Consider the following 15,124-nt stretch of genomic DNA (forward strand, 5'->3'; position numbering starts at 1 on the left):
CGACTCAACACAAAACCCAATGCGGGAGGAGGCTTGCCCCCCTCCCACACTTTTCAGATTGCCACTTGCCGGGGGATCACTGCATCCACGGCGGCGGTGGCGGCTCATCAGGGGTTTTGCTCGGAGGCGCATCATCCGCCGCTCGGATCGCCTGGCGACGCTCTTCATCCAGCCGCGCCGCTTCGATCTCGCGGATCACACCGCCCACGTCCGCCAACTCTTCCGGCTCGTCGAACTCACCGGTCAGGACGCTGGCCGGGTGCAAGGTGCCGGCTTCGTACAACGCCCACATTTCCTTGGCGTACTTGGTTTTTTTCAACTCCGGGGCAAAGCGCCCGAAGTAGGACGCCATGTTGCCCACATCCCGTTCCAGCATGCTGAACGCGTGGTTGTTGCCCGCCGCATCCACCGCCTGGGGCAGATCGATGATCACCGGGCCCGTGGGCGTGAGCAGTACGTTGAACTCGGACAGGTCACCGTGCACCAGGCCGGTACACAGCATCAGCACGATCTGGGAAATCAGGAAGGCGTGGTATTCGCGCGCCTGGTCCGGCTCCAGTGTCACATCGTTCAGACGTGGCGCCGCATCGCCGTATTCGTCGGCCACCAGTTCCATCAACAGCACGCCTTCGAGAAAGTCGTACGGCTGAGGCACGCGAACGCCTGCACCGGCCAGGCGGAACAAGGCCGCCACTTCAGCGTTCTGCCAGGCATCTTCGGTTTCTTTCTTGCCGAACTTGGAGCCCTTGGCCATGGCCCGGGCTTGGCGGCTGTTACGGACCTTACGGCCTTCCTGGTATTCGGACGCTTGACGAAAACTTCGTTTATTCGCCTCCTTGTAAACCTTGGCGCAACGCAATTCGTTGCCGCAGCGCACCACATAAACAGCTGCTTCTTTACCACTCATGAGTGGGCGCAGCACTTCGTCGACCAGACCGTCTTCGATCAGGGGTTCAATGCGTTTAGGAGTCTTCATCAGCTTTTATTGTGGGTCCTTTATTACCAAATACGCGTATGGCACTCGTTATACGGCAATCAGCTCGCCGGTGGGAGAGGCTAGCGACCTCTGACCACTCAAGAATGCATCCAATATGCCAGTTTGGGCGGCAATCAACGTTCGATGATTGCGGTGACACCTTGGCCGCCAGCCGCACAGATCGAAATCAGCCCACGCCCCTTGCCCGCCGCGTCGAGCAACTTGGCGAGGTTGGCGACAATACGCCCGCCGGTGGCGGCAAACGGGTGGCCGGCGGCCAGGGAGCTGCCCTTCACATTGAGCCGGCTGCGGTCGATGGAACCCAGCGGCGCGTCCAGCCCGAGGCGGGTCTTGCAGTAATCCGCATCCTCCCACGCCTTGAGCGTGCACAACACCTGGGCAGCGAACGCTTCGTGGATCTCGTAGTAATCGAAATCCTGCAGCGTCAGACCATTCCTGGCCAGCAAGCGCGGCACTGCATACACCGGCGCCATCAGCAGGCCTTCGGCGCCGTTGACGAAATCCACCGCCGCCGCTTCGCCATCACGCAGATACGCCAGGATCGGCAGGCCGCGTTCCTCGGCCCAGGCTTCGCTGCCCAACAGCACCAGGGAGGCACCGTCGGTGAGCGGCGTGGAGTTGCCGGCGGTGAGCGTGCCCTTGTCACTGCGCTCGAAGGCGGGCTTGAGCGCGGCGAGTTTTTCCAAGGTCAGGTCGGGACGCAGGTTGTTGTCGCGGGTCAGGCCCAGAAACGGCGTGAGCAAGTCGTTGTGCCAGCCTTCGGCGTAGGCGGCGGCCATTTTCTGGTGGCTTTCCAGGGCCAACCGGTCTTGCTCGACGCGGGGGATCTGCCAGGTCTGGGCCATCCGTTCGCAATGCTGGCCCATGGACAGACCGGTACGCGGCTCGCCGTTGCGCGGCAGCTCCGGTTTGAGGTGATGGGGACGAAGTTGTAACAGGAGTTTTAATTTATCCGCCATGGACTTGCTGCGGTTGGCCTGCAGGAGAATCTGGCGCAGCCCTTCATTCACGCCGATCGGCGCGTCGGAGGTGGTATCCACGCCGCCGGCAATGCCGCATTCGATCTGGCCCAGGGCGATTTTGTTGGCCACCAGCAAGGCCGCCTCAAGCCCGGTGCCGCACGCCTGCTGAATATCGTAGGCCGGGGTTTGCGGCGACAGACGCGAGCCCAGCACACATTCGCGGGTCAGGTTGAAGTCGCGCGAATGCTTGAGCACCGCGCCGGCGGCCACTTCGCCCATGCGCAGGCCGTGCAGGTTGTAGCGCTCGATCAGGCCTTCCAGGGCGGCAGTGAGCATCGCCTGGTTGCTCGCGGTGGCATAGGGACCATTGGAGCGGGCGAAAGGTATGCGGTTACCGCCAATGATCGCTACACGGCGCAATTGAGTCATGGAAAGCTCCCTGTCTGTTGTGGGCTGGATACCTGAGCCTAGTCGAACGACTGCTACCCTGGGATGGTCAACCCTTTGAACCCCAGCCTTCGGAGAGCGTTCCATGTCTGACCGTTATATCGACTTCGCCAACTCAAGCCTCGGCCATCGCCTGGTCGCAGCCCTTGGCCTGCCGTCACCGGTACGCCTGGAACGCTGGCAAGCCGGGCGCCTGCGTCCGGTGGAAGGTGCGCTGCTATTGAGTGGTGGCGCGCTGACAACTCACGTACAAGCGTTTGCCCACAAGCTTACCGACGCCATCTACACCTATGGCTGCGAGTCCTCGACTTGGATTCCCGGCCACGGCCCCAAGCTCAAGGCCGTGGTGTTCGACGCCAGCGACCTGCAGCACACCGATCAACTCAAGCAACTGCGCGAATTTTTCCAGCCGCTGCTGAAAAACCTGCAGAACAGCGCGCACCTGGTGATCCTCGGCCGCGCCCCGGAAAGTCTCGACGACCCGTTTGCCGCCAGCGCCCAACGCGCCCTCGAGGGCTTCAGCCGCTCCCTGGCCAAGGAGCTGCGCAACGGCGGCGTCCTGCAATTGCTCTACGTCGGTGAAGGCGCCGAAGACCAATTGGAAGGCGCGCTGCGGTTTTTCCTCTCGCCGAAAAGCGCCTACATCTCGGGTCAGGTGATCCGCCTGGACGCCTGCGCCACGCCGGTCGAGGACTGGACCCGTCCACTGGCCGGGCGCAAGGCGCTGGTGACCGGCGCCGCCCGTGGCATCGGCGCGTCCATTGCCGAAACTCTCACCCGCGACGGCGCCGAGGTGATCCTGCTCGACGTGCCCCAGGCCAAGGCCGACCTCGAAGCCCTGGCCGCGCGCCTGGGTGCGCGCACTGTGGCGCTGGATATCTGCGCCGAAGACGCCGCCAGCCAGTTGATCGAGCGCCTGCCCGACGGCCTCGACATCCTGGTGCACAACGCCGGCATCACCCGTGACAAGACCCTGGCCAACATGACCCCGGAATACTGGGACGCGGTGCTGGCGGTCAACCTCAAGGCGCCACAGGTGCTGACCAAGGCCCTGCTCGACAGCGGCACCCTGCGCGACAACGCACGCGTGGTGTTGCTGGCCTCCATCAGCGGGATTGCCGGCAACCGTGGGCAAACCAACTACGCGGCGAGCAAGGCCGGGCTGATCGGCTTGGCCCAGGCCTGGGCGCCACTGCTCAAGGCGCGCGGTATCAGCATCAATGCCGTGGCTCCAGGGTTTATCGAAACCCAGATGACCGCGCATATCCCCTTCGCCCTGCGCGAAGCCGGGCGGCGCATGAGTTCCCTGGGCCAGGGCGGCTTGCCCCAGGACGTCGCCGAAGCCGTGGCCTGGCTTGGCCAGCCGGGTTCCGGTGCGGTCAGCGGGCAAGCGCTGCGGGTGTGTGGGCAAAGTCTATTGGGAGCGTAAGCATGCACTGGCAAACGTTAGACGCGACACCGTTTCTGCCGCCGCTGTATTGGCGCGCGATGCTCAAGCGCAAGATTACCGGCAGCACCTTGCCTGCCCACGGCTTGCGCTGCGAGGTGAACGTCAACCCTCGGAATGTGGCGGCGTATCGCAAGGTCTGCGGGTTTGCCGACAGCCCCCTGCTGCCGGCGACGTATCCGCACATCCTGGCGTTCGGTGTGCAGATGCAGTTGCTCACCGACCCCTCGTTCCCCTTCCCGCTGCTGGGGTTGATTCACCTGAGCAACCGCATCCGCCTCCATCGCCCCCTGGGCGGTGTCAGCCACCTGTGGATAAATGTGCACGCGCAGAACCTCAAGCCCCACCCCAAGGGCGCGACCTTTGACATCGTGACCACTGCCAGAGATGCCCTCGGCCTGCTGTGGGAAGCGCAGAGCCGCATGCTGTGTCGCGGCGTGAAGCTCGAAGGCGCAGCGACCGACGCGGCACTGCCCACGCCCACTCATGTCAGCGAACTGACCCGTTGGACTGCACCCGCCGATATCGGCCGCCGTTATGCGCGGGTCAGCGGCGACTACAACCCGATCCACCTCAGCGCCCTGACCGCCAAGCTGTTCGGCTTCCCCCAGGCCATCGCCCACGGGTTGTGGAACACGGCGCGCAGCCTTGCCGCCCTGGGCGAACACCTGCCTGCCGCCCCTATCGAAATAGACGTCGAATTCCGCAAGCCCGTGCGCCTGCCCAGTGACGTGACGTTATTGGCCAGCGCTGCCGGTTCCAGCGGTGAGTGGCTGTTGAAAGGCGCGGGGGAGATTGAACATATGGTCGGCCAGTGGCGGCCGATCACCTGAAACACACTGAGTCGTCGCGTACATATGCCCTCAGGTCTAAAGGCACCGATGAAATGCGACGCTCTCGGTTTTTTCGCAGGCAAGCCCGCTCAGGGCACAACTCTGTAGGAGCGAGCTCGCTCGCGAAAAACCCAAGAGCGCCGCGGGGAATCAGGCTGCCCCCGTCATCGTTGACGTTCTTCGCAAGCAAGCCCGCGCCTACAGGGGTCAGTGGGGTGGGTAGCTGGAAAGGACTCGGCTGACCGTGGTGCGGATCTCCTTGTCGCGGTCCTGCGGGTTGGGCGAGCTGGCCATCATCTGCTCGTCACTGCCACGCCACACCAGCTTGCCGTCCTTGCCGTCGAGCAGGTCGATCTGCAGGGTCGCGACTTTGTAGGTGATGTTGCGGGTTTCGTTGTACATCGGCCCGCCCCAGTAGCCATTCCACGGGCCGCCCCAGGCGCCGCCGTAGTTGGTGGTGACTTGTTGCTGGCGGTCTTCGACGATCAGGTAGGCCTGTACGTTGACGTCAGCCTTAGTGCCCGCCGCCGCTGGGCGCAAGCCGCGCTGGTCGAGTTGCTCGCCCACGGCTTGGCGGATGCGTTGTTCGGTGAGGTCGCTCTTGATCCGTGGATCATCGGGGCGGTATTGCAGGGCCGGCTCTTTCCAGGCCCAACTGCGGTAGGCGCCGAAGTCTCGGCTGGCGTCAAAATCGTGGTTGACCTGGCTGGTCTGGCAACCGCCCAGCAGCACGGCAAAAGCAAGCATAGCGATACGACCAAACATGGTGCTTCTCCAAGGAGCCAACGGCGCTAGAGATGAGAATAGCGGTTAATGGGGCGGATACGCGGTCATCGCCTTTTGCACCGCCTGGCGCAAGGCATCGGCGCGCTCACTGAGGCTGCCCTGGCTGCCGGTTTCCGCGCTGGAGCTCCACACTGGCTGGCCCGTGCGCCCATCGAACAGATTGACGCGCACCACTACAACCTGGACTTCATAGGTGCGCACGATCGGCACCGCGTTGTACATGCCGTAGCCGTTGCCGTAGCGGTTATAGCCGCCGTAACCGTAGCCGTAATCATCTTGGACTTGCTTGAGGCGCTTCTCCAGGTGCACGTCGGCGCTTACCAGCAGGTCCGCCGGGCGGTTGTCGTGCAACGGGCGCAGGCCACGCTGGTCGAGGGCGCCGCTGACGGCTTCGGCGATTTGCGCCGAGTCTGCCCAGGCCGAGCCCGCCGGCAATTGGCCGTTGCGCCAGGCCCAATTGCGGTAGGCACCGTAGTCGCGCACCGGCGCCGGGTAGGCGCTGGCATCGAAGGTGTTGGCCGCCTGCGCCGGAGCGGGCGGCATCGGCGCGGAAGCAGCCACATAAGGATTGGGACTGGAACAGGCGCCCAGACCGAGGGACAACAGGATCAAACCGAGACGACGCATTTCGACCTCCGCAGACTGGGCCGCTTAAACCGGACGGCAGATCCAGTGCAAATAACGCCCAAGTCCGGCAAAGCTTGGGTGACGACGGTGAGCGAGTTCCATTTCCACAAGGTCCTGCAAATCGGCGCGGGCCTGGAACTCCACCGGCATGTAATCGTGGAACACCCGCACGCCACTCTGGCTTTCGACCTGCCACAACCCCTCGAGTTGCGCCGCCAGCTCGCGTGGGTCGAGGGGTTGTTGCGGGGTCAGGCTCTGTTTTTCGCCGGCCATGTCGTTCTTGCGCATTTTGCGGAAATGGCCTTTGAGCAGGTTGCGGTAAATCAACGCATCGCGATTGTAGAACGCCAGGGACAGCCAGCCGCCGGGCACCGTGAGCTGGTGCAGCACCGGCAGGATCGCGTGGGGTTCGGCCAGCCATTCCAGCACCGCATGGCACAGCACCAGGTCATAGGGTTCGGTGAGCTGGCCGAGCAGGTCTTGCCAGGGCGCCTGGATGAACGTCGCACTCTGCCCGGCCTCGGCGAAGCGCTGACGCGCGCCTTCGAGCATGGGTTCGGCGGGTTCGGCCAGGGTCACCTGATGGCCGCGCTCGGCCAGCCACAGCGACATATGCCCCAGGCCCGCGCCGATATCCAGCACGCGCAATGGACGTTGCGGCAAAGCTTCAGCGAGGTCGGCCTGAAGCACCGCCAGGCGAATCGCACCTTTGGCGCCGCCGTAGATCTTCTCGGCGAAGCGCGTGGCCAACTGGTCGAAATGGCGGTCACTCATGGGCAAACCGCCGTTCGCTGTCGGCCAGTTTGGCGCGCACCACCTCGTTCATGTCCAGGCCCAGCTCGCTGCACAGCAACAGCAGGTACAGCACGATATCGCCGACTTCCTGCCCGGCATGGGCGAGTTTTTCGGCGGGCAATTGGCGGGATTGGTCTTCGCTCAGCCATTGGAAAATCTCGACCAGTTCGGCCATTTCCACGCTGGCGGCCATGGCCAGGTTTTTCGGGCTGTGGAATTGTTTCCAATTGTTTGTATCGCGGATGCGGTGCAGGCGTTCGGTGAGGTGTTCGAGGTTCATGGTGGGCTCCTGAAGGGGTATAGCTTCGGGGGGATCAGCCGGGAAGGCAAGTGAATAGGGGGGGTTGAGGACGCCATTGGGAGCAAGCCCCCTTCCACAGCTCAATCGACGACGCTGAATTCGAGCCGGGCCGTCTGGCCGGCTTCGTCGAGGACGCTGAGCTGGTAGCGGCCCAACTGCTCGAAACTGGCGTTGATGAAATCCTGATTGGCGCTGTCCCCCAACGGCGCCCCATTGAGAAACCACCAGCGCCGGCCGCTGCCGCCCAACGCCGAGAGTTTCAGGCGCAGGGTTTGTTGGCTGCCAGCCGGCAGGCGCAGTTGATCGCCTTCGCGCACGCCGACGATCGACAGCGGCGACGCGGCGGCCAGCGCCGGTGGCGGGCAATCGGGGTCGGCGGCCGGGATGCGCGCTTCGCGGCGTTCGGCCCTGGGCAACCATGGCTCCAGGGGTGCGGGCCACAGCGCGATGTTTTTCGGCTCGGCGCCCGGGCAATGGGCGTCGACCCGCAGGCCCCTGGCGTTGACCCACACGCTTTCCATCAGGCCCACGCTCAAGGGTTGATCCAAGGCCAGCAAGGTCGGCGGCGTGGTGTTGTCCAGCGTCCAGGCAAACCGCTGGCGCCGGCAATTGGGATCGCTGCGGTTCATGGGCTGGCCCAGCGGCCAACAGATGGCGGCCACACCGACATTGGCCGGCACCGGTAACACCGGCGCGCTGATGCCGCGCTGGCTGTCGCGGTTGGTCAGCAGGTCGTGCACCTGCAACATCAGTGGCGCCGCCGAGGCCAAGCCGAACTGCCCCGGCACCGGCGTGCCGTCCGGTCGGCCGATCCACACACCGATCAAGTAGCGCGGGCCTACGCCAATCGCCCAGGCATCGCGAAAGCCATAGCTGGTGCCGGTCTTCCAGGCCAACACCGGGCGTTGCACCAGCTCGGCGCGTGGGTCGCGGTCGGGCCGCGCCTGGCCGCTGAGGATGCGCCGCACAATCCAGGCAGCCCCTGGCGACAGCAGCGGGCGTTCTCGAAGCCCATCGTCGGGCTGTAATCGCAGGGTTGCAGACTTGCCGCCCCGGGCGAAGGCGCTGTAACCGCTGACCAGGTCTTCCAGACGACTGCCCGCGCCGCCCAGGATCAGTGCCAGGTTGGGCTCGGCCAGCGCCGGCAGGGCCAACGGCATGCCGCCGATGCGCATCTGTGCGGCAAACCGTTTGGGCCCGTAGGCTTCCAGCAACTGCACCGCCGGCAGGTTCAGCGAACTGGACAACGCGGTACTGGCCGGCACCGCGCCGGTAAACCCCATGGAGAAGTTGCCCGGCCGGTAATCGCCGTAACGCCGGGGCACATCCTGCAGCAACGATTCGGAATGAATCAGCCCGTCGTCCAACGCCATGCCATAGAGAAACGGTTTCAACGTGGAGCCTGGCGAGCGCAGCGCGCTGATCATGTCCACATGACCAAAGCGCTTGGCATCGTTGATGTCCACCGAGCCCAGGTAGGCACGCACGGCCATGCTCTCTTCTTCCACCACCAGGATCGCGGCGGAGGTGTATTCCGGCAGACGTGCGCGCCAGCCCAGCAGCAAATCTTCGAGACGGCGTTGCAGGGTGGCGTCCAGGGTGGTGCGAATCAGCGGCGGGCTGTCGGGACGGTTCAGCCGGCGGGCGAGCAACGGCGCCAGGCTGGGTTCCAGGCGCGGGGCGAGCAGCAGCGGTTCTTGCAGGGCTTCATCCACGGCCGATTGCGGCCACACCTGGAATTCGCCGAGGCGGCGCAGCACCTTGTCGCGGGCTTGCTGGGCGCGCTGGGGGTGACGATCCGGGCGCAGGCGGCTCGGCGCCTGGGGCAATACCGCGAGCAGGGCAGCTTCGGCGTAGGTCAGTTGCGTGGGTGATTTGCCCAGGTACGCCCAACTGGCGGCCGCCACGCCCTGCAACGTGCCGCCAAACGGCGCGCGGTTCAGGTACAGATTGAGAATCTCATCCTTGGACAGGTGCCACTCCAACTGCGCGGTGCGCCACAGCTGGCGCAATTTGCCCAGGAAGGTGCGCGAGTGCGGGTCGAGCAAACGCGCCACTTGCATCGACAGCGTGCTGCCACCCGATACCACCCGCGCGCCCGTCAGGTTCTGCCAGCTCGCGCGCACCAGTGCCAGCGGGTTCACGCCGGGGTGTCGATAGAACCAGCGGTCTTCGTAGGTGAGCAACGCATCGAGGTAATACGGCGACACTTCACGGGTCTGCACCGGGTAACGCCACACGCCGTTGGCATCGGCGAATCGCCACAACGGCGTACCATCCTCGGCCAGCACCACCCGCGCCAGGTCATCCTTGGGTAACGGCAACGGCCAGATGCGATCAGCCAGCCATAGCAGGGTCATCGTCAAGACCAGGCTCGCCAGGGTCCAGCGGGCAACTAAACGCAAATTCAAACGGTGAAACCTCTATGCTTCAAGGGAACTCGCCCGGTTGATAAACGACCAAAGGCTCAGTGCTGGCAATTTCGTCCACTCTTTCATCGAGACACACCTATGCAAGTAGACTTTTTCGGATGGTTGGGTCACACCCTCGGCCTGATCATCCACTACATCGTCGAGTTCTTCAGCGGCGTGTTCAACATGCTGTCCAACGCCGGCGGCGACTTTGTCGAAGGGATGTCCCGCGCACTGGGCATGGACACTTCGATCATCAGCATCCTCACGCTGATCATCGGCCTGCTCTTCCTGTATTCAGCCGTACGCGCGTTCATGCGCGCCTCGATCATCATCGGCGTCATCTGGCTGATGCTCGGCCTGTGGCTGCTCAGCTGGGTCGTCCACTAACCCTCCTCCCTGTAGGAGCGAGCTCGCTCGCGAAAACCCCAAGAACACCGCGCTCATCCAGCATTGCCCGCGTGATCGTTGACGACCTTCGCGAGCAAGCTAGCTCCTACGGGTTATTTGCCTTTGATCACCAGGTCCGCCGGGGTTTCGCCCACCGCCTGCCAGTTCGGCCGATACATCGACTCCACCTGCGGCGGCGGCACGCGGTAGGTGCCGGGTGTCACGGCCCGTGCCAGGTACAGCAGGTGCGTGGTGCCATAGCCATCCAGGTTCATCGCCGCCACATAGCGGTCATCGCGGAATTCCTGATGCTTGAGCGACGCGTTCTGCATCGACTCACGCCACTCCTTGACCTGGCTGCTGGCGTTTTCCAGGCTGGCGGCGCTTTGGGCCAGGTTCTGGTTTTCCAGCTCCAGACCTGCGGGCAGCAAGTCCACCACCAACGCATCCGGCACGCGCTGCTTGGCGCTCACCGCCAGATGCACCAGCACCAGATCGCCGCTGTTGAGACTGCGCAGGTTCAGTGGCTGGCCGTTCATGCCCAGGTACTCGCGGCGGATGCTCAGGTTGTCACCACCGGCGGCCGGCGGCACTTGTGGATAACCCGAAATCGTCAATTGCTGGTACACCGGCGTCTCCCCTTGATTGCTCAAGGTCAGGTCGCCGGACAGTTGCCTGCCGTCCAGTGCCAGGGTCGATTGTTGATTGTTCAACTCACGTGCACCGCCGCTGCCGCTGAGCGACACCTGCCAGTTCGCCTCGGGCTGGGCGAAGCCAAGACGCCCGGCAAGGAACAGTGAATTACGCTCCTGGGTCGACAGGTAAGGGCTGGCCGCCAACTGATCCGACAGGGTGAACAAGCGCTCCTCGCGCTTGCCTTTGGCCAAATCGTTCTCTTCCAGCAAGGCCAGGATCATCGCCTGGTCGCGCAGCGGGCTGCCGTAGTCGGCGAGCCACTCCTTGGCGTTGCGCTGTGCCGCCAGACCGGCGAGCAGGGCCTGATCGGCACGCGGTTGATCGCCCATTTTCTGCAAGGCAATGGCCAACTGCACCAATGGCAACCCGGACCGCGCATCCGTGCGCCGCTCGAAGAGACTGCGCAACGCGCCCAACGGCGCCTGCTGACTGCGCGCCAGCACCATGCCGGCGTAGGCCTGCACGGCGAAGCGGGTGTGTTCGGCGTTGTCGCTGTAGGCGACTTCGATCAGGTTGCGCTCCTGCACATAACGCAGCAGACGCTCGCTGGCTTTCTTCAAGGCTTCAGGCGGTACGGCGAAACCCTGGTCGCGGGCACGCAGCAGGAAATCGGTGACATAGGCCGTCAGCCAATATTCCTCCTCGCCATCGGCGCCCCACAACCCGAAGCTGCCGTTGTAGCGCTGCATGCCCAGCAGGCGTTCGATGCCCAACTCGATCTTGCGTTTACGCTCGGCATCCGGCTCGCCCTTGACGCCCAGGCGCTTGAGCAATGCATCGTCGGCATACAGCGACGGGTACAACCCGCTGGCGGTCTGCTCCAGGCACCCATAGGGGTAGGCCTTGAGCGCGCTGATCTGCGCACCGAGGTTCAGCGGTGGCCGGCTCGACAGGCTCAGCAACGCTTCGCGCCCGGTGGCCTCGAACGAATCCAGGGTCCCGGCGGGCAGGCTCCATGGCTGGTCTTTGAGCACCGCGCGGTAATGCTTGAGCAGCGCCGGATACGCCGGGCGCACGCCCAGGGTCCATTCGCGGCTGAACGGCGGCAGGTTCTCGCCCGGCAGGTCCAGGCCATTGACCGTGACCTTGACCTTGCCTTGGCCCAAACCGCCCCAGGCTTTGACCGGGATGCGCAGGGTGGTGCGCTGGCCGGGCTTGAGGTCGAGCGCTTGGGCGCCCGCGTTGACCAACTCCAACTGCCCTTCGGCGCTCAGTTGCACATCGAGTTTCTGCGCCCGGCCCGACAGGTTGGACAGGTCCAACGCCAAGGTGGTCTGGTCACCGCCGGCGAGGAAACGCGGCGCCGCCAGCTCGGCAATCAGCGGCGCGGCAATCACCGTCTTGCCTTCGGCCATGCCGTAGCGATCATCGCTCCAGGCCTGGGCCATCAGGCGCAGCTCACCGTTGAAGTCGGGGATGTTGACGCTGACTTCGCCCTCACCCTGCTCGTTCAACGTCACCGGCGCGCTTTGCAGGGCGACGATGGTGACGCTGGTGTCCGGGCGTTTGCCGCCCTTGGCCAACGCCGCGTCACCGCCGAAGGCCAGGCTGGCCAGGCGGCCCTGCCCGGCTTCGATCAACTGGCCATAGATGTCGAACTGGTCCACCCCATAGGCCTTGCGACCAAACAGGCTGGAGTACGGATCGGGCGTGGGATATTCGGTGATATTAAGGATACCCACATCCACCGCCGCCAGTAGCACATGCACCTGCTTGGGCACGCTGCCATCGGCATTCTTGGCGGCGATCTTCACCGTCAGCGCTTGTTTGGGACGCATTTTTTCCGGCGCGGTGAGGGTCAGCGCGAGCTTGCGTTGGGTGCGATCCAGCGGCAGGTGCAACAGGCCCACCGCGCGCTTGGGCGTGATATTGGCCTTGCGCTCACCGGGACGGATCACCAGGGCGCTGACGTAGAGGTCATGCCGCGACCATTTCGGGTCGAGCTTCACCGCGAAGCTCTTGCCCTCGGCCGGCACATCGATGGCCTGCCACCACAGTGGTCCTTCGGCGGATTCCACCAGCAGGTAGCCTTTACCGGCGGCCGGCGGCGTCACGGTGACATTGGCGGTATCGCCGTCGCCATAGGCCGGTTTATCCAGCGCCAACTTGACCTGGTCGGGGCGCACGGCGCCGCCTTCGGTGTTGTCCTGAGCCTGGTAGCCGGCCCAGAAACGCAGGCTGCTGACCAGGCCGGTCTGCGGGTCTTCGACCTCGACGCGGTACGGGCCCCACTCCACCTGGAAGCTGACCTTGGCGGTGTCGCCGGCCTTGATGTTCAGGGTCTGCTCGTCGAGGTTGAGGAATTTTTCGTTGTAGTGGTAGCTCCAGCCATCGCTGTCGGAGTAGTTCCAGTAGTAATCGCGGCGCTCGCGCACCAGGCGCACCTTGAGGTTCTGCGCGGCGAGTTTCTGGCCGTCCTGATTGGCCAGCAGCACGTCGAATTCCACCGGACCATCACCGTTGGTTTCCTTGCCGTCAAACAGCCCGCGCAGGCCCGGCAGTTGCTCCGCCGGCCAGACCGGCTGCACCAGGCGCCGCGTGATCGGCCGCCCGCCGGATTCCTGCAGGCTGGCTTGCACAATCAACTGCAAGGGGGATTTGGCCTCGGTCCATTTGCTTTCCAGGGTCAGGTCTTCCTGACCGTTGGCGTCGAGCACGCTTTCGTCCAGCTCGAAATCCTGGCTCAGCTCTTCCTCGGTGACGGAGCCGAATTGATAGCCCGGCAGCGACTTCACCGCCTCGCGCAACGGCCGCACATAGACTTGCCCACTGACCCGATTGCCCGACGCCGGCGCACCATACAGGTAGCGGCCATTCACATGGATGACCGGGTTGTCCGCCGGGCTCAGCGCCGTGTCGCTGCCCTTGAGTTCCAGCGCCAGGCGCTCGGGCAGGAAATCTTCGACGAGGAACTCATACAACTGTGGTTTACCGTCGCCCAGGTCAAACACCAGTTGCCAACGCCCGGTCGGCGCTTCGCCGGCCAGTTGCAGTTGATATTGATAGAGGCCGGACGCGTCGGCGTCCCAGACGAATTTGCGGCTCACCTGTTCATCCGGGCGTCGCACTTCGACGCTCACCGGTTGCGGCTTGACGGCGTTGCCATCCTTGTCGCGCAGCAGCGCATTGAGCAGCACGGTTTCGCCGGGGCGATACAAATCCCGCGGGCCAAACACAAAGAATTGCAGCGGATGGGACGGTTGGCCGCCGATGTCGAACTCCGCCAGGTCGAGGGCGGCACTGTCCAGGCGCAGCAGGCTGGTCTGTTCGCCTTGCTTGGCCAGCAATACCTGGGCCTTTTTCGGCAACGGCAACTCGGCGTGGCCGCCCTTTTCGGTCTTACCCTGGCCAAGCACACGGCCATCGGCATCGAGCACTTCAAGGTCGACGCCATCCAACGCCTTGCCGCCTTCCAACGCCTGGGTGAACACATCCAGGCGATTGGCGTAACGGTGCACCGACAGGCCGATGTCACTGAGCGTGAACAGCGTGGCCGGTTGCGAATAGTTGTAGGTGCCCGACGCGCGCATCACCGCCAGATACACACCGGGTTGCTGCAATTGCTTGAGGCCAGCGATGGGCAGCAGCAGGGTTTCGCGGGTATTGCGCGCCGGATTCAGGTCGAAACGCCCGCCGTAGACCAGATCGGCCATCGGCAGCAGTTCACGGGATTCATAACTTTGCAGACTGGTATTGCGCCCCCACTGCGCCAGGAACGACGGTAGGGATTCCGGCTTGATGCGGAAGAATTCGACGTCGATCTTGTCGACGTTCAGCGCGATCACCGGCAAGCCTTCGGCCAAACGCGTCGGCAACAACGTGCCCCGGCTGGCGAAGCCGACGGTGGCTTGCAGATCACGGGTTTCCAGGCGGGCGCTGTATTCGGCGGCGAGCGTATTGCCATTGACCGCCTTGACCCCGGCGTCGACCGTCAGCACCAGCTTGCGCTGCGGCTCCAGATGGCGCAGACGCAGCTCCATCAGGTTATCGGAAAGCTCCCAGGCGCCATCGACCTTGCCGGACTTGGCATCCACCAGATGCAGCTTGTCAGCGAACTTCTGCTCGGGGTCCAGGGGAATGGAAAAACTCACCGACAACGTACTGGCCCCATCGAGCTGCACCTCGGACACATCCACCACACTCAACTCACGCCCGGCATAACGCTGCTTCAACGCCGCCACATCCACCACCGCCTTGGCCGGCTGCGGCGCCGTTGCCACGGAGGGAGCCGGCGGAGCGGCCGGTTTATCGGAAGAATCGCATGCACTCAGCAGGGCCAGCGCACAGGCCAGGAACAGTCCTTTGTTAAGCATGGGGCACTCGTAATCAGGGGGGAACCGAGGGATGAACTATAGATCAGCGCCGACCAGACTGATGAGGCGCTGGTCACATTGACCGACGGGGGGTGGTTTGGTTCTCGAACACCGGCAAA

General features: G+C 64.1%; 11 protein-coding genes. 3 read left to right on the top strand and 8 right to left on the bottom strand.

Annotated elements, in window-relative coordinates; translation table 11 throughout:
• Positions 1–76 precede the first annotated feature (76 nt).
• Together BLR63_RS19295 and BLR63_RS19300 are read right to left on the bottom strand one after the other, a co-directional pair.
• Positions 77–976 (bottom strand): PA4780 family RIO1-like protein kinase, encoded by a 900-nt coding sequence (locus BLR63_RS19295; protein WP_010567652.1) that lies wholly within the window; start codon positions 974–976, stop codon positions 77–79.
• 134 nt (positions 977–1,110) lie between these two features.
• Positions 1,111–2,388 (bottom strand): acetyl-CoA C-acetyltransferase, encoded by a 1,278-nt coding sequence (locus BLR63_RS19300; protein WP_010567653.1) that lies wholly within the window; start codon positions 2,386–2,388, stop codon positions 1,111–1,113.
• 103 nt (positions 2,389–2,491) lie between these two features.
• Here BLR63_RS19300 and BLR63_RS19305 point away from each other — a divergent pair, with 103 nt between their 5' ends.
• Together BLR63_RS19305 and BLR63_RS19310 are read left to right on the top strand one after the other, a co-directional pair.
• Positions 2,492–3,835 (top strand): 3-oxoacyl-ACP reductase, encoded by a 1,344-nt coding sequence (locus tag BLR63_RS19305; protein WP_010567654.1) that lies wholly within the window; start codon positions 2,492–2,494, stop codon positions 3,833–3,835.
• A gap of 2 nt (positions 3,836–3,837) precedes the next feature.
• Positions 3,838–4,686: a MaoC family dehydratase gene (locus BLR63_RS19310; protein WP_010567655.1), complete on the top strand. Its 849-nt coding sequence runs from the start codon at positions 3,838–3,840 to the stop codon at positions 4,684–4,686.
• A gap of 207 nt (positions 4,687–4,893) precedes the next feature.
• Here BLR63_RS19310 and BLR63_RS19320 read toward each other — a convergent pair whose 3' ends face one another.
• From BLR63_RS19320 to pbpC, 5 genes are all read right to left on the bottom strand, one after another.
• Entirely contained in the window at positions 4,894–5,451 is a 558-nt protein-coding gene (locus tag BLR63_RS19320) for a DUF4136 domain-containing protein (RefSeq protein ID WP_010567656.1), read from the bottom strand.
• Between the two features lie 45 nt (positions 5,452–5,496).
• Positions 5,497–6,099, bottom strand: coding sequence for a DUF4136 domain-containing protein (locus BLR63_RS19325; RefSeq protein ID WP_010567657.1), 603 nt, complete (start codon positions 6,097–6,099; stop codon positions 5,497–5,499).
• A gap of 24 nt (positions 6,100–6,123) precedes the next feature.
• Complete coding sequence (locus BLR63_RS19330; protein WP_010567658.1) at positions 6,124–6,873, bottom strand: methyltransferase; 750 nt, start codon at positions 6,871–6,873, stop codon at positions 6,124–6,126.
• Positions 6,866–7,174: a MazG-like family protein gene (locus BLR63_RS19335; protein WP_010567659.1), complete on the bottom strand. Its 309-nt coding sequence runs from the start codon at positions 7,172–7,174 to the stop codon at positions 6,866–6,868. Before BLR63_RS19335 ends, BLR63_RS19330 begins: the two co-directional genes overlap by 8 nt.
• 101 nt (positions 7,175–7,275) lie before the next feature.
• A complete protein-coding gene (gene pbpC / locus BLR63_RS19340; protein ID WP_050901354.1) occupies positions 7,276–9,555 on the bottom strand; it encodes a peptidoglycan glycosyltransferase PbpC in 2,280 nt (759 codons plus the stop codon).
• Positions 9,556–9,705: 150 nt separating this feature from the next.
• Here pbpC and BLR63_RS19345 point away from each other — a divergent pair, with 150 nt between their 5' ends.
• The gene (locus BLR63_RS19345; RefSeq protein WP_010567661.1) at positions 9,706–9,996 is read left to right on the top strand and encodes a hypothetical protein; all 291 of its coding nucleotides are present in this window, start codon (positions 9,706–9,708) and stop codon (positions 9,994–9,996) included.
• Between the two features lie 113 nt (positions 9,997–10,109).
• Here the strand turns inward: BLR63_RS19345 and BLR63_RS19350 are convergent, their stop codons facing one another.
• A complete protein-coding gene (locus BLR63_RS19350; RefSeq protein ID WP_010567662.1) occupies positions 10,110–15,005 on the bottom strand; it encodes an alpha-2-macroglobulin family protein in 4,896 nt (1,631 codons plus the stop codon).
• Positions 15,006–15,124: the final 119 nt, after the last annotated feature.

The sequence above is a fragment of the Pseudomonas extremaustralis genome, from assembly GCF_900102035.1.
Classification (GTDB): domain Bacteria; phylum Pseudomonadota; class Gammaproteobacteria; order Pseudomonadales; family Pseudomonadaceae; genus Aquipseudomonas; species Aquipseudomonas extremaustralis.